Genomic DNA, 17,573 nt, shown 5'->3' with positions numbered 1-17,573 from the left:
GGAATGCTTCCATCGTATGCAGCAGCCGCCAAGCTGGGGCCCATGGCCAGCCCTGTGCTTTCAATCGACAACCTGGTGGTGCGCTACCCCGATGCGGAGCGCCCCACCCTCGAGGGGTTGACCCTCAGCCTCAGTCCGGGCGAACGGCTGGCCCTGGTGGGTCCCTCCGGCTGCGGCAAGAGCACCGTGGCCCGGGCCGTGCTGCAGCTGCTGCCCCCTGGCAGCCAGTGCAGCGGTGGGCTGCTGCTGGCGGGGCAGGACCCCAGCCGGCTGCGGCGGTCGGCCCTGCGCCAGCTGCGCGGCGAAGCGGTGGGCCTGGTGTTCCAGGACCCCATGACCCGGCTGAATCCCCTGCTCACCATCGGAGATCACCTGGGCGACACCCTGGCGGCCCACCGACCCCAGTGGCGGCGGCGCCAAGTGCGGGAACGGGCTGAGCAGTTGCTGGAGCGGGTGGGGATCAACCCGAAGCGCTACGGCAGCTACCCCCATGAATTCAGCGGTGGCATGCGCCAGCGCCTGGCCATCGCCCTGGCCATGGCCCTCAGGCCGCCCCTGGTGATCGCTGACGAACCCACCACCAGCCTGGATGTGGCCGTGGCCGGTCAGGTGATGGCGGAGCTCACGGACCTCTGCCGCGAAGCGGGCAGCGCCCTGCTGCTGATCAGCCACGACCTGGCCATGGCGGGCCGCTGGTGTGACCAGATCGCCGTCCTCGACCAGGGCCACCTGATTGAACAGGCCCCTGCCCAGCAGCTGCTCACCGCCCCGGCCTCCCCCCTGGCCCAGCGGCTGGTGGCCAAGGCGCGGGAGCGGGAGGGAGCCGAAAGCCCCGCGCCGGCACCGGCACCGGCCCTGCTGGAACTGGAGGGCCTGCGCAGCTGGCACCCCCTGCCGTCCCTGCCCTGGCAGTCCCGCTGGCTGAAGGCCGTGGATGGCGTCAGCCTGCGGCTCCAGCAGGGCGAAACCATTGGCCTGGTTGGGGCTTCGGGCTGCGGCAAAAGCACCCTCTGCCGGGCCCTGATGGGCCTGGCACCGGTGCGGGGCGGCAGCGTGCGCCTGGAGGGCCGCAACCTGCTCAGCCTGCGCGGCGGGGCGTTGCGGCAGGCGCGGCGCGGCATCCAGATGGTGTTTCAAGACCCCCTGGCCTGCCTCAACCCCCAAATGGTTGTGGGGGAAGCGATTGCCGATCCCCTGCTGATCCACGGTCTGGCCAGCCGCCCCCAGGCCCGCCAGCGGGCGCGGGAGCTCCTGAGCGCGGTGGGGCTGACCCCCCCCGAGGCCTTTGAGAACCGCCTGCCCCGCCAGCTCTCGGGCGGCCAGCAGCAACGGGTGGCCATCGCCCGGGCCCTGGTGCTCGAGCCCAAGGTGCTGCTCTGCGACGAGAGCGTGAGCATGCTCGATGCGGAGGTGCAGGCCGACGTGTTGGCCCTGCTGCGCCAGCTCCAGGAGGGGCTGGGGCTGGGCATCCTGTTCGTCACCCACGACCTCTCGGTGGCCAGTGGCTTCTGCCACCGGGTGATCGTGCTGGAGGGCGGCACGATCGTGGAGGAGGGCCCCGGTGCCCGGCTGCTGCGCGATCCCCAGGCCGCGATCACCCGCAAGCTGGTGGAGGCCTGCCCGCGGCTACCGGCGCCGGCGTAACAGCTCCAGCAACCGCTCAAACACCTCCGGCAGGGGGGCCTCACACACCAGGCGCTCACGCGTGATCGGGTGATCGAGGCCCAGCTGCACCGCATGGAGGGCCTGGCCAGGCAGCTCGATCGGCAGCTTGCGGCAGCGGGAATACACCGGGTCGCCCACGATCGGATGGCCCATGTGGGCGCAATGCACCCGGATCTGGTGGGTACGGCCGGTGTCGAGCTTGAAGCGCAGCAGGGCGTAGTCCCCCAACCGCTCGATCAGGCGCCAGTGGGTACAGGCGTGGCGGCCGCTGTCGTCCTGCACCACGGCGTATTTCTTGCGGTCAGCCGGGTGACGACCGATCGCACCCACGATCGTGCCGGAGTCGGCCGCCGGCTGGCCGTGCACCACCGCCAGATACTGGCGCGAGGCGATCCGCTTCTGGATCTGCACCTGCAGCTTCACCAAGGCCTCCTGGCTCTTGGCCACGACGATGCAGCCGGTCGTGTCCTTGTCGAGCCGGTGCACAATCCCCGGCCGCAGCTCGCCGCCGATGCCGGGCAGGTCGGGGCAATGATGCAACAGGCCGTTCACCAGGGTGCCGTCCCTGTTGCCCGGAGCCGGGTGCACGGTGAGGCCGGCGGGCTTGTTGAGCACGATCAGGTGCGCGTCTTCAAAGAGCACATCCAGCGGCATCGCCTGGGCCACCAGGTAGGGGAGCGGCTCGGGCGGCGGCATCCACAGCTCCACCCCATCGCCCTCCCGCAACGGCGTCTTGGCCCGGCCGGTGATCCCGTTCACCCGCACATAGCCGGCATCAATGAACTTCTGAATCCGGGCGCGGCTCTGCTCGGGCCGTTGACTCACCAGCCAGCGGTCCAACCGCATCGGCAGCGGCTTGGGATAGGTGAGCGTCAGCAACTCCCCCTCGCCCTCTCCGAAGCCACTCATGAGGGCAGCTCGAGGGCCGGCAATTCCAGGGCAATGGCCCCCAGGCGGGCGCAGCGGAAGTCGTCGAGCACCTTGGTGGCCATGCGCAGGCTGTCGCCACTGGTGTGGCGATCGGCGGCCGCTGCCAGCCAACCCTCCACGTCGGGGCCGCCGCCGCCCAGGGCGCCGAGGGGGATGCCGTAGCGCTTCTCCACCAGGCCGGGGGCCACCCCGGCGGCGGGCTGGGCCTCCAGCAGGGTGAGGAGCTGCAGGAAGGCCAGGGCGGCGGCCTCGTTGTCGTAAGCGGCCTGGCCGATGTCGTCGCAGAGGGCCAGCCGCAGGGCGGCCTGCTGGTCGTCCAGGCGGGGCGGCAGCACGCCGGGAGCATCGAGCAGGTCCAGGTCCTGGCCCAGCCGCACCCAGCGCAGGCTGCGGGTGACACCGGCACGGCGGGCACTGTCCACCACCTTCTGGCGCACCAGCCGATTGATCAGGGCGGATTTGCCCACGTTGGGGAAACCGAGCATCAGGGCCCGCACCGGCCTCGGCTTCATGCCCCTCCCGGCCCGCCGGGCGTTGAGGGCCTCCCCGGCCCGGATGGCGGCCTGCTGCAGCTGTTTCACGCCGGTACCGGCCTTGGCGTCGCACCACCAGCAGGTCTGGTCCTGGGCCCGGAACCAGGCGGTCCAGGCCTGCCGAACCGGCGGCGGAATCATGTCCACCCGGTTGAGCACCAACAGGTGCTGCTTGCCGCTGATCCAGCGCTGCAAGCGGGGGTGGGAGGTGGCCAGGGGAATGCGGGCATCCCGCACCTCAATCACCAGATCCACCTTGGCCAGGTTGGCGTTGAGGGCCTTCTCCGCCTTGGCGATGTGGCCGGGATACCACTGAATCGCCGGGGCATTGACGCTCAGCGGCAGCGTCTGGGGCATCAGGGCACCACCAGCACCGGGCACGGCGCCAGCTGGATCACCCGGGCCGCGGTGCTCTGCTGGTCGCTCTCGATGGCGATGCCGCGGGTGCCCATCACGATCACATCGGCATTGATCTCGTCGGCCACATCGCCGATCACAAAGGCGGGCTTGCCCTCCCGCTCGATCACCTGGCAGCTCACGCCAGCCTCTTCAAAGCGGGTCCGGGCCTGCTGCAGCAGCTCCGCCACGGCGGCGGGATCGTCCTCACCGGGCTCCACCACCGACAGCAGCACCAACCGGCTGGCGTGCTGCTGGGCCAGTTTCAACGCCACTGCCGCCGTGTCCATCGCCTGGCGGCTCCGGTCGATGGGGAAGAGAACGGTGTCAAACATGGAGCAAGGACCGCGGGCAGGGCCGATGGGGGGCTGGAGGTTCAGTCTGGAGGGCGGCCTGGGATCCGGCCAGCAGGACGGATTGGGGGAAATCCGAAGGTGGGGGGCCGGAGGAGCCGCGGGGGCTAATCTCCCCCGGCAATTCCGTATTTCCCATACCTCCCATGGCGAAGCGCTCCCTGGCCAGCCTTTCAGCCGATGAGCTCCGCGGCAAGCGCGTGCTGGTGCGGGTCGACTTCAACGTACCGCTCGATGATGCCGGTGCCATCACCGACGACACCCGCATCCGGGCCGCCCTGCCCACCATCGCCCACCTGCGCGACAACGGCGCCCGGGTGATCCTGGCGGCCCACTTCGGTCGTCCCAAGGGCCAGGTGAACGAGGGCATGCGCCTCACCCAGGTGGCCGCCCGCCTCAGCGACCTGCTGGGTGTGCCCGTCACCAAGACCGACAGCTGCATCGGCGCCGATGCCGAGGCCCAGGTGGCCGCCCTGGAAGACGGCGGTGTGGTGCTGCTCGAAAACGTGCGCTTCTTCGCCGAGGAAGAGAAGAACGAAGCCGAGTTCGCCAAACAGCTCGCCGCCCTGGCTGAGGTGTACGTGAACGACGCCTTTGGTGCCGCCCACCGCGCCCACGCCTCCACCGAGGGGGTCACCAAGTTCCTCAGCCCCAACGTGGCGGGCCTCCTGATGGAGAAGGAACTCGCCTACCTGCAGGGCGCCATCGACGCGCCCAAGCGTCCGCTGGCGGCGATCGTGGGCGGCTCGAAGGTGAGCTCCAAGATCGGCGTGCTCGAGGCCCTGATCGACAAGTGCGACAAGATCCTGATCGGCGGCGGCATGATCTTCACCTTCTACAAGGCCCGTGGCCTCTCGGTGGGCAAGAGCCTGGTGGAAGAGGACAAGCTGGAGCTGGCCAAGGAACTCGAAGCCAAGGCAGCCGCCAAGGGTGTGCAGTTCCTGCTGCCCACCGATGTGGTGCTGGCCGACAACTTCGCCCCCGACGCCAACAGCCAGATCGCCAAGATTGAGGCCATTCCCGATGGCTGGATGGGCCTCGACATCGGCCCCGATTCCCTGAAGGTGTTCCAGGAGGCCCTGGCCGACTGTCAGACCGTGATCTGGAACGGCCCCATGGGCGTGTTCGAGTTCGACAAGTTTGCGGCCGGCACCAACGGCATCGCCCACACCCTGGCCGCCCTCAGCGCCCAAGGCACCATCACGATCATCGGCGGCGGCGACTCCGTGGCGGCCGTGGAGAAGGTGGGCGTGGCCGACCAGATGTCCCACATCTCCACCGGCGGCGGCGCCAGCCTGGAGCTGCTGGAAGGCAAGGTGCTGCCCGGCGTGGCCGCCCTGGATGAAGCCTGATTCGGGTGAAGCCTGATCAGAGCGTGCTCTGACCAGAGCCAACAGGGGGCTTAAACCCCCTGTTGCGGCGGGCGGGGGCCGGGATTTCCGCTCGGCAATCCAAAGCGGCGCTGCAGCTCCACCAGATCCGCCATCTGCTGGCGCCGCTGCTGCATGGTCTGTTGCAGCTGGGTGCGCTGGCAGCGCTCCACGGCGGCCAGGTCAGGGGCCGGCACGATGCAGCGTTCCGCCTGGCTGAGTTGCTCCAGGCGCTGACGGGCGCTGCGCTGCTCCAGGTCGCGGCGGGCGGCGAAATACTGGCGGCGCTGGCTGGCACTGAGGCGACTCATCGCTTCGGCCTGCTGGCGCTGCATCGCCTCGCGGCGCTCCGGGTTGCGCCACTGCTGCTGGGTCTTGGTCTGGGTCTGGGCCAGCAGCGGGCTGCTGCAAAGCAGCGCCAGAGCTCCGGCCAGCAACCCAGAGCTGGAGGGCAGGCAGCGGACCAAAGAGGGAGGGAGCATGGTGAGAGGAGCTCAGGGATTCAGCTGGGCCTTGTCGGCCACCACCAGCACCCGCTTGGTGGCACTGATGATGCCCTTGGGATGCACGAGCAGCACCGCCCAGGTCTGGCTCCCGGGGGTGAAGGGAGCCTGCACCGACTTGAACAGGCCACCCCCGCCCAGGGCGCCCAGCTGCAGCTCGGGGCTCTCCAGGGCATTGACCTGCTGGCCGGTGAGGGCCACCAGGCCCCCGGCGGCCACGGCCCCCTCCAGGGGCTCGTCGAACAGCACGTCGACGTCGTAGCGCTGGCCCGTGAGCACCGCATCCGGGATCAGCAGGCTCACTGGCAAATCGGTCTCCCCACTGCGCAGCAAGGACTGCTCCCGCACCACGGTCTGGCCATTGATCAGCCCCCCGCTGCTCGTGAGCACCAGTTGCTGCTGGGCCTCCAGCCGGTAGCGGGTGGGGCCCTCCTCCCGACTGCCCCGCACCTGCAGCTGCACCGTGCTGCGGCCATCGCGCAGGGGCGCTCCGGGAGCGATCTGCCAGCGGGCATCGGGGAATTGGCGCAACAAACTGCGGCGGCGCAGTTCCACCAGGGTGACGTCGAGGCCCGGACCGTTCTCGATCACGGACGCCAGGGCACCGGTGCCATTGAGGGCTGCCTCCAGGGCCTGCAGCTGGGCCGCCGTGGGAGGGGCCGCCAGCGCCGGCAGGCCAACGGCCGCCAGGACACCCCCCGCAGCCACCCCCAGGATTCGATCACAGCAGCCGGGCAGGACCCGGCGCAAGGGCTGAAGGCGCGGCATCGCGGCGGCGGAAACCGCTTTTAAGTTAGGCGCGCTCCAGCCATCCGGCCCAACCCCCTCGCCCATGCCCAGGCTCTTGATCGCTGCCAGCGGCACCGGCGGCCACCTGTTTCCCGCCTTGGCCGTGGCCGATGCCATGCCCGCCGGCTGGAGCGTGCAGTGGCTGGGGGTGCCCGACCGCCTGGAAACCCAACTGGTGCCCCGTCGCTATCCCCTCCACACCGTGCGGGCCGGAGGCCTGCAGGGGCGGGGCCTGCGCAAGCTGCTCAACCTGCTGCAGCTGCTGCAGGCCACCCGCTCGGTGCGGCGGCTGATCCGCCGCGAACAGATCCAAGCCGTTTTCACCAGCGGCGGCTACATCGCGGCTCCAGCGATCCTGGCGGCCCGGTGGTGCGGCGTGCCGGTGGTGCTGCACGAGAGCAATGCCGTGCCAGGCAAGGTCACCCGCCTGCTCGGCCGCTTCTGCACCCAGGTGGCGGTGGGTCTCCCCCAGGCCGCCGCCCGCCTGCCCCGCTGCCGGCCGGTGGTCACGGGCACGCCGGTGCGGCAGGCCTTCCTCGAGCCTGCCCCCCTGCCCGCCTGGGTGCCTGCGGGGCCGGGACCGCTGCTGCTGGTGATGGGCGGCAGCCAGGGGGCCGTGGGGCTCAACCGGATGGTGCGGCCCCTACTGGCTCGGCTTTCAGCGGCGGGGGTGCGGGTGGTGCACCTCACCGGCAGCAACGACCCCGAGAGCGGCCAGGTCCTGCCGGAGGGAGTGGTGGAGCGGCCGTTCAGCGACGACATCCCGGGCCTGCTGCAGCACGCCGATCTGGCCGTCAGCCGCAGCGGCGCCGGCGCCCTCAGCGAGCTGGCCGTGTGCCGTACGCCCGCCGTGCTGGTGCCCTACCCCGCGGCGGCCGACCGCCACCAGGATGCCAACGCCGCCGCCGCCGCCGAACTGGGGGCCGCCGTGATCGTGTGGCAGCACCCCCCCGGCGAGCCGGCGCTGGAGCAGGCCCTCTGGCGCCTGCTGGGGCCGCGGCTGCGGGGTGCGGCCGCCGCCCGTGATCCCCTGGTGGACATGGCCGCCGCCATGGAAGCGCTGGCGGTGCGCGATGCCGATCGGCGGGTGGCGGGCCTGCTCAGCGGCTCAAGGCTGGTTTCCCAGGCGGGGTGAGCCCTAGCCCTGGGCCCATTCCTGTTCCAGAGCCCTGAGGAGACGCCGATTGCCGCGACGGCCCTGGTAGCCGATGCGCAGCCAGTGCTCCCCCAGCCCGTCGAAGGAGCGGCAGTCACGCACCAGGATCCGGTGGCGGCACTCCAGACGCTCGCGCAGGGGCTGCAGGGACACCTCACCCCGCACCAAGAGGTAATTGGCCGCCGACGGCAGCGGCGTGAGCCCCGGCAGAGCCGCCAACTGGGCGGTGAGCCAGGGCCCCTCCCGCGCCACCCAGCCCTGCACCCGGGCCGTCCAACGCCGCCAGCCGGCGGGATCGGCCAGCAGGGCCTCGGCCACCGCCACCGCCAGGCCGTTAACAGGCCAGGGATCCCGCCAGCGGGCCCAGCGGGCCAGGCGCTCGGGGTGGCCCAGGGCGTACCCCAGCCGGAGCCCGGCAATCGACCACAGCTTGGTGAGACTGCGGATCACCACCAGGTTGGGGTGGCGAGGCACCAGGGGGATCAGGGACTGCCGCTCTCCATCGGGCACCAGGGGTAGGAACGCCTCATCGGCGATCACCAGGGCAAAGCGCTCCAGCAGCGGCTCCAGGGAGGCCCGGCTCCAGAGGGCGCCGGTGGGGTTGTGGGGGTTGGTGAGCCAGAGCACGGCCCCGGCAGGGGGATCGGGGAAGGCCTGGGGTGCCACACCGGCCTGGAGCGGGAGGGGCTGGTGCTGCCAGGCCCCGCCCCAGCAGGCCAGGGCCCGGGGATAGTCGGCAAAGCCCGGCTGGGGCAGCACGCTCAATCCGGCCGCGGCCCCATCCCGGGCCGCCCAGGTGAACAGCTCCGCCGCCCCGTTGCCCGGCAGTAGCCAGTCGGGCCCCAGAGCCTCCAGACCCGCCCCCTGATGGCACTGGGCCAGGGCCGTGCGCAGGGCGCCGTAATCCCGATCGGGATAGCCCCGCAGCGATGCCCCAGGCGCAAGGCCCAGGGCCGCCTGCAGCAGCGGCCAGCGGGCGGCCCACGGTGGCCCAAAGGGCACCAGGGAGGCGCTGGCATCCAGCAGCTGGGAGGGCCGACAACCCAGGCGTGCCGCGGTGGCAGCCAGGTTGCCGCCATGGCGCTCGAACGGGCCCGTCGTCATGGTCGCAACCTAGGAGCCGCCACACCGGCAGGCGAGCCCGCCACAATCAGGTTTCCCCGATCGGGCCCCGTGGCCAGCCGACCGCTGCAACCGCTGATCACCGCCATCGGCCGGGTGCTGCTGGGCAAGGAAGAGCCGGTGAAGTTGGCCCTGGCCTGCCTGCTGGCCCGGGGCCACCTGCTGATCGAAGACCTGCCCGGCATGGGCAAAACCACCCTGGCCGAAGCCCTGGCCCGGGGATTCGGGCTCAGCTTCAAGCGGGTGAGTTTCACCAGCGACCTGCTGCCGGCGGATCTCACCGGCATCAATGTGTTCGACGCCGCCAACACCCGGTTCCACTTCCAACCCGGCCCCCTGTTCAGCCAGGTGCTGCTGGCCGATGAGATCAACCGGGCCAGCCCCCGCACCCAGAGCGCCCTGCTGGAGGCGATGGCGGCGGGGCGGGTGAGTGTGGACGGGGTGAGCCACCCCCTGCCCCAGCCCTTCCTGGTGATCGCCACCCAGAACGGCATCGACCAGGTGGGCACGGCGCCCCTGCCGGAATCCCAGCTGGATCGCTTCCTGATGCGGCTCAGCCTGGGCTTCCCCAACCGCGAGGCCGAGCGCGCGCTGCTGAGCGGCGCGGCCCTCCCACCCGCCAGCCTGGAGCCCATCAGCAACCCTGCCGGCCTGTTGGAGCTGCAGGGGCAGGCCGCCGCCCAGCATTGCTCCACCGCCCTGCTCGACTACGTGCTCGACCTGGCCGCCTTCAGCCGCCGGGGCGACCAGCCGGGCCCGGGCCTGTCGCCGCGGGCCTGTCAGGGCCTGGTGGCCGCGGCGCGGGCCTGGTCGCTGCTGGAGGGGCGGGACCACGTCACCCCCACCGACGTGCAGGCCGTGCTGCCGGCCGTGGCCAACCATCGCCTGCAGCGGGATGCCGCTGCCCTGCTGGCCGGAGTGGATGGGCTTCGCTGACCTGCCACTTGATCTGGAGCGGTGGGTCAAACCCCAGCGGGGCGAGCACCTGCGGCTGGGGCTGCGCAACCTCTACATCCTCCCCACCCGCTTCGGCTGGCTCTGGCTGGCGGGCAGTGGCCTGCTGCAGCTGGTGGCGATCCAGAGCCAGCGCAACGGTCCCCTGCTGCTGAGTTTCCTGATGCTGGGGCTGTGGCTGCTGGCCCTACCCCTCACCCACTTCAACCTGCAGGGGCTCGACCTCCAGGCCCTGCCACCCACCGGGGGATTCGCCGACGAGCCCCTCGCCTATCGGCTGCTGGTCCGCAGCCGCGGCAGCCGCGACGCCGTGCAGCTGGGGCCGCGGCGGCAACCGCCCCCACCGCCACAGCGCCTCAACGGAGGCGAAGCGGTGTTGACCGTCACCTGGCACAGCGCGCGCCGGGGCCTGCAGACCCCCGGATTGCTCCGGATCCAAACCACTGCACCGCTGGGGCTGTTCCGCTGCTGGAGCCTGTGGGAGCCACCACTTCCCCAGCCCGTCTACCCGGCCCGACGGCCGGGCCCCGTGGCCGCCGCCCCCGGGCCCTCGGGCAACGGTGACCAGCAGGTGGCCGCCACCCCCCACCAGCAGGGCAGTGCGTCGTGGCACGATCTGCGGCCCCACCGCCCGGAGGACGGCCTGGGCCGGCTGGCCTGGAGGTCCCTGGCCCAGGGGCTGGGGAAGCAGACCAAAGTGTTTGCCAGCGACAGCCCTCCGGCGGCCCGACTCAGCCCCGCGCCCGGGGTGCCGATCGAGCGGGCGCTGGAGCACCTCAGTGCCGAGATCTGGCGCCGCAGCCAGGCCGGCGAAGCCTTCGGCCTGGACCTGGGCTCGACGCACCTGGCTCCAGCCACCGGGCCGGACCACCGCGACCGCTGCCTGCTGGCCCTGGCCACCCACGGCACCCCATGAGCCCCTCCGCCCGCTGGCTGCAGATCCTGGGTCTGGCCGTGCTGGGCGCGGGCCTGCCCGGCCTGGATTTCGGCGCACCCCTGGGCTGGCTGTCGGCCGGACTGCTGCTGCTGGCGGCCCTGAAGCTGGCCGAGGCGCGCAGCCTGCAGGAACGGCGGCTGGTGAGCCTGCTCACCCTGATCGGCTGCGGGGTGCAGGGGGCCCAGCAGCCAGAGCTGCTGCCCAGCGTTCTGCAGCTGCTGGGCACCGGCCTGGCCCTGGCGGGCCTGCTTGCCCTCGAGGTGGGTGCAGGGCTGAGCTGGCGGGCCCTGCTGCGCCGCAGCCTGACGGTGCTGGTGGCCGCCCTGCCAATGGCCCTGCTGCTGTTTCTGCTGGTGCCCCGGCTGGATCCGCTCTGGACAGCGCCCAACCTGCAGGGCTCCGGCGCCGCGGTCACGGGCCTGAGTGCCGACCTCGACCCGGGCAGCATCGCCAGCCTGGCCAACGACGAGGCTCCGGCAGCCCGGGTGAGCTTCAGCGGCAACACACCCCCAGACCCGCAAGGGCGCTACTGGCGGGTGATCGTGCATGAGCGCTTCGACGGCCGCCGCTGGAGCCGTCTCGACGAACCGGCGACCGCCGCTGTGCCCCAGGCCACCCCCCCCGGCAGCGCCGAGGGTGCAGCAACCCCCAGCCAGGTGTGGCTGGCGGAACCCAGTCCCGTCCAGGCCCTGCCCTGGGCCGGAACCGGCCAGGGCAGCCCCAGCCAGCTGCGGGTGAGCCCGGGCGGGGAACTGCGGCGGCAGCTGCCTGGAAGGGAACGGCTGGCCTATCTCCTGCGGGATGTCGACCGGCCCCAGCCCTGGCAGCAACGGCCGCCCACCCTTGTGGACCTCACCCTGCCGGTAGGCAGCAACCCCCAACTGGAGGCCTTGGGGGAGCGCTGGCGCGCCCTGCCCCAGCCGGAGCAGCGGCTCGCCGCCGCCGAGGCCTGGTTCACAAGCCAAAACTTTCGCTATAGCCGCACCCCCGGCGTCCTGCCAGCCCGCCAGGGCCTGGACGTGTTCCTGTTTGAACGCCGCGAAGGCTTCTGCGGCCACTACGCCAGCGCCTTCACGGCCCTGATGCGGGCGGCGGGGGTGCCGGCCCGGGTGGTGAGCGGGTATCTGGGCGGCCGCTGGGTGCAGCCGCTGGGAGGCACGCCCTACCTCGACCTCCGCCAGAGCGACGCCCATGCCTGGAGCGAGGTATGGCTTCCCAACCGGGGCTGGCAGCGGGTCGACCCCAGCGCCTGGGTGGGAGCCAGCGCCTCCAACCCGGCCGGGGCGGCCCGTAGCGCCGCAGGCCCCGTCAACCTGCAGGGCTGGCGCCGGGGCATCCAATGGCTGCAATGGCAGTGGTGGGGCTTGGATCTGGCCTGGAACCGCTGGTGGCTGGGGTTCGACCAAGCCAGCCAGGAGGCGCTGCTGGAACGCTTGTTTGGCGATCAACGCCAGGGCCTGGGCCTGGTGCTGTTGGGAGGCGCCGGGAGCCTGCTGGCCCTGGGGATCGGCTGGCTGCAGTGGCTCCAGGCACCGGCCCGGGGCGACCGACTGGACCGGGATCTCAGGGCCGTGATCCGCCGCCTGCAGCAGGCGGGGATCGAGCCAGCTCCGGGCGAGACCTTCGAGCAGCTGTGCCTGCGGGCCGGTGAACGCCTCCCGGCCAGCAGGGAAGCCCTACAGGAGCTGGGCCGATGCCACAGGCTGCTGCGCTTTGCCCGTCTCGAGCCAACGGCGCGAGCTCGACACTGGGCCGCCTGGCGAACAGCCCTGCGCTCCCTACAACGCAGCCCCAAAAGCACGCTATAAGCCGTGAATTCAGGGTGAGTGCCATGCCCAAGCGCGTCCTGTCTGCCGTCCTGATGGCCCTGGGCCTCGGCCTGCCGTTGCCGGCAACTTGGGCGGGTTCCAACGACCTGATCCAACTGCTGGACACCCGCAACTGCCGCAGCTGCAAGCTGCAGGACGCTGACCTCGTGCATGCCGATCTGCGCGATGCAGATCTACGGCAGGCCCAGCTGCAACGGGCCAACCTCGGCCAGGCCCGCCTGGATGGGGCCCAACTCTCCGGGGCCAACCTGAGCTTCACCAGCCTCACCGGCGCCTCGCTGCGGGGGGCCGACCTGCGGGGAGCCCTACTGGATGGCACCGATCTACGGCAGGCCGACCTCAGTGGTGCCCTACTGGACCCAGGAGCCCTGTCGCGCAGCCACTGGCAGCGGGCCACCGGCATCCCCGCCGTGCAGCTGAGCTACGCCGAGCTGCACAACGCCGCGGCTGAAGCGGCCCAGCAGGGGCGCTATCCGGAAGCCGAACAACTCTTTGGGGATGCGATCCGCAAGGACCCGAATGCCGCCATCAGCTGGGTAGCCCGGGGCATTTGCCGCAGCGAACAGGGGAAAACCCAACTGGCCGCAAGCGACTTCAACTACGCCGCCAGCCTCTACAGCCAGGGGGGGGAGTTGGCCCAAGCCGAGCAACTGAAACAGGCGGCCGAAAAACTGGCCAAAGGTGCCGACTCCAACGGCGAGGGCGGCAACGGGGCCGGCAGCAAAGCGCTGGAAGGCCTGCTGTCGGCCTTCCAGTTCCTAGCACCTCTCGCCATGAAAGGGCTTCTACCGCTGGGTTTATGAAGCCCCCCGGCAACGGTTACGGCCGAAACTCATACCAATCGAGGTCACTGACGCCTCCGATAGGTTGGGGCCGACTCGTACCCACAGCCACGTAGAGCAAATCAGGCCGACCAGAGCGAATCTTCAGCCCCGAACCCAGGGCCAGTTCCCTGCTTTGGCCCGGTTCCAGAATGGTATCGAGCACCTTTTCCCCCTCAAGCCGCTCCACCCGCACCCAGCTCTGTCCACCCCGGGCCTCCAGGCGAAGCGTGGCAAGAATGGCCGGCAACGGACGCTGGCCAACGGTGGGTACGGGAGAGCGGTCGACCACAGGCAGGGAGCGACGACTCAGCAGTTGGGGCAGGCCCAGCACTATCAAGGCCAGAACCAAACCGGCGCCAAGAGCAACGGACCTCTGGCGAGCCTTGGGGGATCGGAACCGAAACACAATCCCTGACCGGCGCGAGCGGCGACGGGACGGAGAGTCGCTGGGAGGTGACTGGAAGCGGGGCAAACGCACATCCGCCCAACTTCTGGGGGCCGGAGCGGGGGGCACTGCAGCGGCGGGAGGCAAGGCCTCAGGCACCCTGGGTTGCGCCAGGGCGCGGGAGACCTGCTCTTGCAGAGCCTTGCGCTCATCGAGCAGATGGCGGATGTCCTCAGCAACACTGCGGACCCTCTGGCGGAATTTGTCTTCGTAAATGCCAGGAAGTTCGTTGAGCAGGCCTTGGTATTGCTCCAGCTCAGCTTGAGCTTCCGCCACTTGACGCTCAAGATCTTCTATCGCCTGTTGGCTCTGCAGAGAATCCTCTGCGGGCAATGAAGATTCTGGATCGGCCATGAAAGCACCGGGGCCTAAGTATTCATAGGGTAACTAAGAGCACTTTAATCAAGCAGAATGACTCTTAAGCTGCCTTAATAGGAAGATGAACCCATAAATTCCCGGGCTTGGGGAGTCGAAGGTTGGTATCCATAGCCAAATCCTCCCCCATCACCGTCGCTAAGAATTCTTGGAGTGACCATAATAACAAGCTCGCGCTTGTCCCTACCACCAGCGCTACCCCTAAAGAACTGGCCAATAAAAGGGATATCTCCCAAAATGGGCCACTTTTGGACAGCCTGGGTATCACTGTCAGAAATTACACCGGTCAAAATAAGAGTCTGGCCATCCCTAATCCTCGCATTACCAGTATCAAGACGGCGAACCGCCAAAATATCAATGAAACCACAGTTTTCAACTCTCTGAGTACGCGTCGAGGCAGTCACAGATGGCGACATCGCAAATGTAACAAATCCATTGTCATCAATTTTTAACACTTTTGCGCCCAAAGTTAGCCCAGAGATGCCAAACTGAGGCTGACAAGAATTAGGCGCACCATTTTGACCCGGCGATACTGTATAGTTTGTTATAACTTGCTCTCCAACAGTTACAAATGATTCATTTGCCCGCGGGCGACCGATAGTAGCTCCGGCGGAACCTCCACCTGACTGACTAACCGTCGCAGCGACCTCAGCACCCCCAGCCAATTCACCACTTTCTTCGCTAAGAATGAGAGTAGGACTAGCGAGAATCTTAGTACTACGAGACTGAATAGTAGCCTTGACAAGATTATAAAAATTATCCGCCGAATAAGCAGTTCCAGGATTAACAGGAGCCGGCGCCAGGGGAGGGATTATACCTTGATTAGCTGTGTCGCCAAATATCGGCTTGGCGTTACCAGCTCCACCAGAGATAGTATTAAACTGATCTCCGGTGGGAGGCAAGAAGCTTCCAGTAGCGCCTATCAAACTACCAGCATCATTGACTATGAATGAGTTACCCGCTTTAAAAGCAAAGCTGTTAGAAATAGCCGAATCATTCTCAAGAGTCACATCCAGGATCTGAACCGAAAGGGCAACCTGCCTTTGGCGAAGATCAAGCTGGCGCAGATACTGCTCTGCAACAATTACCAAAGACGAATCGCCAACAAGCGTAATGGTACTTAATCGTGTATCCGTGGTAGCTCGCAGGCCAACAAGCGGGCCGGAAGCAGCTCCATAAGCTTCAACCGTGGTCTGTGTACTCGACTGAGTCGTTTGCGAGTTCGCAGCCGAAGAAACTGCCTCACCCTGAGCAACACCTTGGGTAACAGCAGTCGTAACAGTATTCGTCTTGGTCACTGACGCACCAAGATTCGCCAAATAATCGGCAGCCGAATTCGCATTAACCTGATTGAGCCTGTAAACCTTGGAAAGTTGCGGCCCAAAACTTTTAGATAAAGCGTTACGTCCTGCAAAAATCATATTGCCTTCTTTTTTACCCTGCAACCCCGCAGCAAGAAGAGTAGAGTTTAGCGCTCTAGAATAGCTTTCTCCTCGAAATGATATCGACACATTGCCAATAGCAGGGGCTGCCTGGATTGCTTGTCCGGCAAGAGATGAATCTTCCAAGTAAACAAATCCATAGCCACCCAGCTGGGCCAGGGCCATCAGGGCATCCTTGGCTGGCGCATTCTTAAGGGTCATGGTGACCGGCGGGCCGCTCACATTGACGTAACCAGGATTCCGGAGCGTCATGGTGCCCACGGCCATATCCCCGAGGGGCGGTGCCACAGCCCGGGGCTGCAGCGGCGGGGCATAGGTGGGCAGTGGCACCGCTCCTGGCTGGCTGAGATCCAAACGATTGGTCTGCAGCGAAGCCTGGGGAGAGGAGGGGAACGTGAGGATCAAATTCACCCCATCGGCACTCACCACCGGACGGGCCATGGAAACGCCAGGCATCGGCGTCACGGAGAGGTTGTAACTCGTGCCGGAGCCATCCAGGCTGACGGACTGGAAGCCGAGCTCGGGCAGGGAGAGACGCTGGGGGCCAGAGCGGAGGCCTGAGGGCGATGCCGTGGTGAGCTGGCCCTGCCAACCGTTAGCCCTGGACGATTGCTGCAACTGGGGGGCGGGGCCGGCACCTTCCAGCACGAGCTCCACAGCATTGCCCAGCCGGCGCACCTGGAGCTGCAGGGGCCCACTGCTGGCGGTCCGTGGCGAGCCTGCTGCAGGGCTGGAGACAGGCGCTGCCCCGGCTGCAGTTTGACGCGGTGCCGCTTGGCTGGAGGCCTCAAGCAGAGCAAACGCCGGAACAGCTGTGGCCACCGCGGCCGTAGCAAATCGCTGCCAAAGATGCCTGCCCAACGTCAATGCCACAACTTTGGGCGGATCTTACCGAAAGAGTTTCTCCAAGGCCAGAGCTGGGCTGGGGTTTGTTAGTTCTTCGGTGCAGCCGTAGAAGTGGCCCCAGGGGCAGCAGCTCGGTAATAGGTGAACTGCAACTTCAGCTCCGTCTTGGCCACCGCTGGTGCCGCTGCTGGCTGACCAGCAGCCGGCTGGGGAGCACTGGGGAGGGCGACTGCGGCCAGGGCCAGGTTGCTCTGGGTGACCAGAACCGTGAGCTTCTCGGTAGCCCGCAGGAACGCCAGCAGGTTCGGATAGGGGCCCTTGGCCGTGATCAACACTTTCTGAGCCTGGAGACCGGCTGCTTCCAGGGGGGTCTGGGGCGGCGGGGGTGGAGCCCCATCTCCCTTTTTGGCGGCATCCGGCGGCGGCGGGGGTGGCGCAACCACCGGCTCATACAGATCCAACTGGACTCCCAGACGGGAGGCCTCCCGATCGAGCTGGGCCAGGAAGGTGGCCAGCTCGCCGCTGCCCTGAATCATTTGCAGGAGCTGGGCCTGATTGCGTTCGGCCTTGCTCTGGGCGGCCGAGGTCTTGGCAATCTGGGCCCGGAGCATGGGGATCCGAGCCTGAAGTTCCTCGAGCTGGGCCAGCCGTTCGCTGTCAGCCTGAAGCCGCAGCCACTGGGGAACGGTGGCAAAGCCGACGATCAATCCCGTCACCAGAACTCCAATACCAATCGGAACGCCGAGCAGCAAGCGCTGCTGCAGTGTGGTTGTTTTGGGGTTTGCAGCGTCCTGAAGATTGGTCATTAGAGCAGTCCCTCCTTCTGCAAGAGATCCAAGCGGCGAACGAGACCCTCAGCCCCGAGCTGAGTGAGAATTTGTTTCTCGGCCGCGGGGCTGATCGGGGGTCGGAAGTTGACAACAATTTCAAAATTCACCGGCCCAACGACCGGTCCCTGCGTTGCCGGAGCTGGACTGGCGGCATCGGCCCCGCGGGAAGCTTTGACCATCGTCACTCCGTTGGGATCGACGAGGGGTGAGCGCTTCAACTGGAGCTGGAAGGCATTGATCTTGTTATTTTGATGGTGTTGTAGTGATTTTGTGT

Annotated in this window: 18 protein-coding genes; 8 read left to right on the top strand and 10 right to left on the bottom strand. The window is 68.0% G+C overall.

Features of this window, described 5'->3' with window-relative positions; translation table 11 throughout:
• The first annotated feature begins 42 nt into the window (after positions 1–42).
• On the top strand, positions 43–1,644 hold the full coding sequence (locus tag KBY71_RS07025; RefSeq protein ID WP_254928226.1) for an ABC transporter ATP-binding protein: 1,602 nt from the start codon (positions 43–45) through the stop codon (positions 1,642–1,644).
• Here the strand turns inward: KBY71_RS07025 and KBY71_RS07020 are convergent.
• Genes KBY71_RS07020 through KBY71_RS07010 form a run of 3 tightly spaced genes read right to left on the bottom strand, consistent with a single transcriptional unit; the run spans position 1,627 to position 3,859 of the window.
• Positions 1,627–2,574: an RluA family pseudouridine synthase gene (locus KBY71_RS07020; RefSeq protein WP_254928225.1), complete on the bottom strand. Its 948-nt coding sequence runs from the start codon at positions 2,572–2,574 to the stop codon at positions 1,627–1,629. The genes KBY71_RS07025 and KBY71_RS07020 overlap by 18 nt on opposite strands.
• A complete protein-coding gene (gene ylqF, locus KBY71_RS07015) occupies positions 2,571–3,485 on the bottom strand; it encodes a ribosome biogenesis GTPase YlqF (RefSeq protein ID WP_254928224.1) in 915 nt (304 codons plus the stop codon). Before ylqF ends, KBY71_RS07020 begins: the two co-directional genes overlap by 4 nt.
• Positions 3,485–3,859 (bottom strand): universal stress protein, encoded by a 375-nt coding sequence (locus KBY71_RS07010; protein WP_254928223.1) that lies wholly within the window; start codon positions 3,857–3,859, stop codon positions 3,485–3,487. The genes ylqF and KBY71_RS07010 overlap by 1 nt, the downstream gene beginning before the upstream one ends.
• Before the next feature lie 164 nt (positions 3,860–4,023).
• Here KBY71_RS07010 and KBY71_RS07005 point away from each other — a divergent pair, with 164 nt between their 5' ends.
• Positions 4,024–5,229 carry a phosphoglycerate kinase gene (locus tag KBY71_RS07005; protein WP_254928222.1) on the top strand — a complete coding sequence of 402 codons (1,206 nt, stop codon included), beginning with the start codon at positions 4,024–4,026 and terminating at the stop codon, positions 5,227–5,229.
• Positions 5,230–5,279: 50 nt separating this feature from the next.
• On the opposite strand, the gene KBY71_RS07000 is transcribed toward KBY71_RS07005, so the two are convergent.
• Together KBY71_RS07000 and KBY71_RS06995 are read right to left on the bottom strand one after the other, a co-directional pair.
• Positions 5,280–5,729: a hypothetical protein gene (locus KBY71_RS07000; protein ID WP_254928221.1), complete on the bottom strand. Its 450-nt coding sequence runs from the start codon at positions 5,727–5,729 to the stop codon at positions 5,280–5,282.
• A gap of 12 nt (positions 5,730–5,741) precedes the next feature.
• Complete coding sequence (locus KBY71_RS06995; RefSeq protein WP_254928220.1) at positions 5,742–6,518, bottom strand: hypothetical protein; 777 nt, start codon at positions 6,516–6,518, stop codon at positions 5,742–5,744.
• Between the two features lie 64 nt (positions 6,519–6,582).
• Here KBY71_RS06995 and KBY71_RS06990 point away from each other — a divergent pair, with 64 nt between their 5' ends.
• Positions 6,583–7,674 carry a glycosyltransferase gene (locus tag KBY71_RS06990; protein WP_254928219.1) on the top strand — a complete coding sequence of 364 codons (1,092 nt, stop codon included), beginning with the start codon at positions 6,583–6,585 and terminating at the stop codon, positions 7,672–7,674.
• Between the two features lie 3 nt (positions 7,675–7,677).
• Here KBY71_RS06990 and KBY71_RS06985 read toward each other — a convergent pair whose 3' ends face one another.
• On the bottom strand, positions 7,678–8,799 hold the full coding sequence (locus KBY71_RS06985) for a histidinol-phosphate transaminase (protein WP_254928218.1): 1,122 nt from the start codon (positions 8,797–8,799) through the stop codon (positions 7,678–7,680).
• A gap of 69 nt (positions 8,800–8,868) precedes the next feature.
• Here KBY71_RS06985 and KBY71_RS06980 point away from each other — a divergent pair, with 69 nt between their 5' ends.
• Genes KBY71_RS06980 through KBY71_RS06965 form a run of 4 tightly spaced genes read left to right on the top strand, consistent with a single transcriptional unit; the run spans position 8,869 to position 13,340 of the window.
• Entirely contained in the window at positions 8,869–9,753 is an 885-nt protein-coding gene (locus KBY71_RS06980) for a MoxR family ATPase (RefSeq protein WP_254928217.1), read from the top strand.
• Positions 9,713–10,687, top strand: coding sequence for a hypothetical protein (locus KBY71_RS06975; protein ID WP_254928216.1), 975 nt, complete (start codon positions 9,713–9,715; stop codon positions 10,685–10,687). Before KBY71_RS06980 ends, KBY71_RS06975 begins: the two co-directional genes overlap by 41 nt.
• The gene (locus tag KBY71_RS06970; protein WP_254928215.1) at positions 10,684–12,516 is read left to right on the top strand and encodes a DUF3488 and transglutaminase-like domain-containing protein; all 1,833 of its coding nucleotides are present in this window, start codon (positions 10,684–10,686) and stop codon (positions 12,514–12,516) included. Before KBY71_RS06975 ends, KBY71_RS06970 begins: the two co-directional genes overlap by 4 nt.
• A 23-nt stretch (positions 12,517–12,539) precedes the next feature.
• A complete protein-coding gene (locus KBY71_RS06965; RefSeq protein WP_254928214.1) occupies positions 12,540–13,340 on the top strand; it encodes a pentapeptide repeat-containing protein in 801 nt (266 codons plus the stop codon).
• Positions 13,341–13,356: 16 nt separating this feature from the next.
• Here the strand turns inward: KBY71_RS06965 and KBY71_RS06960 are convergent, their stop codons facing one another.
• Positions 13,357–13,692 (bottom strand): RodZ domain-containing protein, encoded by a 336-nt coding sequence (locus KBY71_RS06960; protein ID WP_254928213.1) that lies wholly within the window; start codon positions 13,690–13,692, stop codon positions 13,357–13,359.
• A 246-nt stretch (positions 13,693–13,938) separates the two neighbouring features.
• Between KBY71_RS06960 and KBY71_RS06955 the strand changes: the two genes are divergently transcribed.
• Positions 13,939–14,142, top strand: coding sequence for a hypothetical protein (locus KBY71_RS06955; RefSeq protein ID WP_254928212.1), 204 nt, complete (start codon positions 13,939–13,941; stop codon positions 14,140–14,142).
• 92 nt (positions 14,143–14,234) lie between these two features.
• Here the strand turns inward: KBY71_RS06955 and KBY71_RS06950 are convergent, their stop codons facing one another.
• The 3 genes from KBY71_RS06950 to KBY71_RS06940 all read right to left on the bottom strand — a co-directional run.
• The gene (locus KBY71_RS06950; protein ID WP_254928211.1) at positions 14,235–15,788 is read right to left on the bottom strand and encodes a type II secretion system protein GspD; all 1,554 of its coding nucleotides are present in this window, start codon (positions 15,786–15,788) and stop codon (positions 14,235–14,237) included.
• A 767-nt stretch (positions 15,789–16,555) separates the two neighbouring features.
• Entirely contained in the window at positions 16,556–17,275 is a 720-nt protein-coding gene (locus KBY71_RS06945) for a hypothetical protein (protein WP_254928210.1), read from the bottom strand.
• Positions 17,275–17,573: hypothetical protein (locus KBY71_RS06940; protein ID WP_396095087.1), on the bottom strand; the 299-nt coding region annotated here is incomplete at its 5' end. The genes KBY71_RS06940 and KBY71_RS06945, both read right to left, overlap by 1 nt.

It is taken from the genome of Cyanobium sp. T1B-Tous (genome assembly GCF_024345475.1).
In the GTDB taxonomy this organism is placed as follows: Bacteria; Cyanobacteriota; Cyanobacteriia; order PCC-6307; family Cyanobiaceae; genus Cyanobium_A.
Note: the sequence above shows the minus strand (reverse complement) of the source record. Positions and strands in the feature narration are given on the sequence as shown.

Bases quoted from the DNA above. Each gene is read 5' to 3' on its own strand.
- KBY71_RS06945 (WP_254928210.1), bottom strand. From the start codon at position 17,275: ATGACCAATCTTCAGGACGCTGCAAACCCCAAAACAACCACACTGCAG.
- ylqF (WP_254928224.1), bottom strand. From the start codon at position 3,485: ATGCCCCAGACGCTGCCGCTGAGCGTCAATGCCCCGGCGATTCAGTGG.
- KBY71_RS07005 (WP_254928222.1), top strand. From the start codon at position 4,024: ATGGCGAAGCGCTCCCTGGCCAGCCTTTCAGCCGATGAGCTCCGCGGC.
- KBY71_RS06965 (WP_254928214.1), top strand. From the start codon at position 12,540: ATGCCCAAGCGCGTCCTGTCTGCCGTCCTGATGGCCCTGGGCCTCGGC.
- KBY71_RS06990 (WP_254928219.1), top strand. From the start codon at position 6,583: ATGCCCAGGCTCTTGATCGCTGCCAGCGGCACCGGCGGCCACCTGTTT.
- KBY71_RS06985 (WP_254928218.1), bottom strand. From the start codon at position 8,799: ATGACGACGGGCCCGTTCGAGCGCCATGGCGGCAACCTGGCTGCCACC.
- KBY71_RS06950 (WP_254928211.1), bottom strand. From the start codon at position 15,788: ATGGCCCTGGCCCAGCTGGGTGGCTATGGATTTGTTTACTTGGAAGAT.
- KBY71_RS06975 (WP_254928216.1), top strand. From the start codon at position 9,713: ATGCCGCTGCCCTGCTGGCCGGAGTGGATGGGCTTCGCTGACCTGCCA.
- KBY71_RS07020 (WP_254928225.1), bottom strand. From the start codon at position 2,574: ATGAGTGGCTTCGGAGAGGGCGAGGGGGAGTTGCTGACGCTCACCTAT.
- KBY71_RS06970 (WP_254928215.1), top strand. From the start codon at position 10,684: ATGAGCCCCTCCGCCCGCTGGCTGCAGATCCTGGGTCTGGCCGTGCTG.
- KBY71_RS06995 (WP_254928220.1), bottom strand. From the start codon at position 6,518: ATGCCGCGCCTTCAGCCCTTGCGCCGGGTCCTGCCCGGCTGCTGTGAT.
- KBY71_RS07010 (WP_254928223.1), bottom strand. From the start codon at position 3,859: ATGTTTGACACCGTTCTCTTCCCCATCGACCGGAGCCGCCAGGCGATG.
- KBY71_RS07025 (WP_254928226.1), top strand. From the start codon at position 43: ATGGCCAGCCCTGTGCTTTCAATCGACAACCTGGTGGTGCGCTACCCC.
- KBY71_RS07000 (WP_254928221.1), bottom strand. From the start codon at position 5,729: ATGCTCCCTCCCTCTTTGGTCCGCTGCCTGCCCTCCAGCTCTGGGTTG.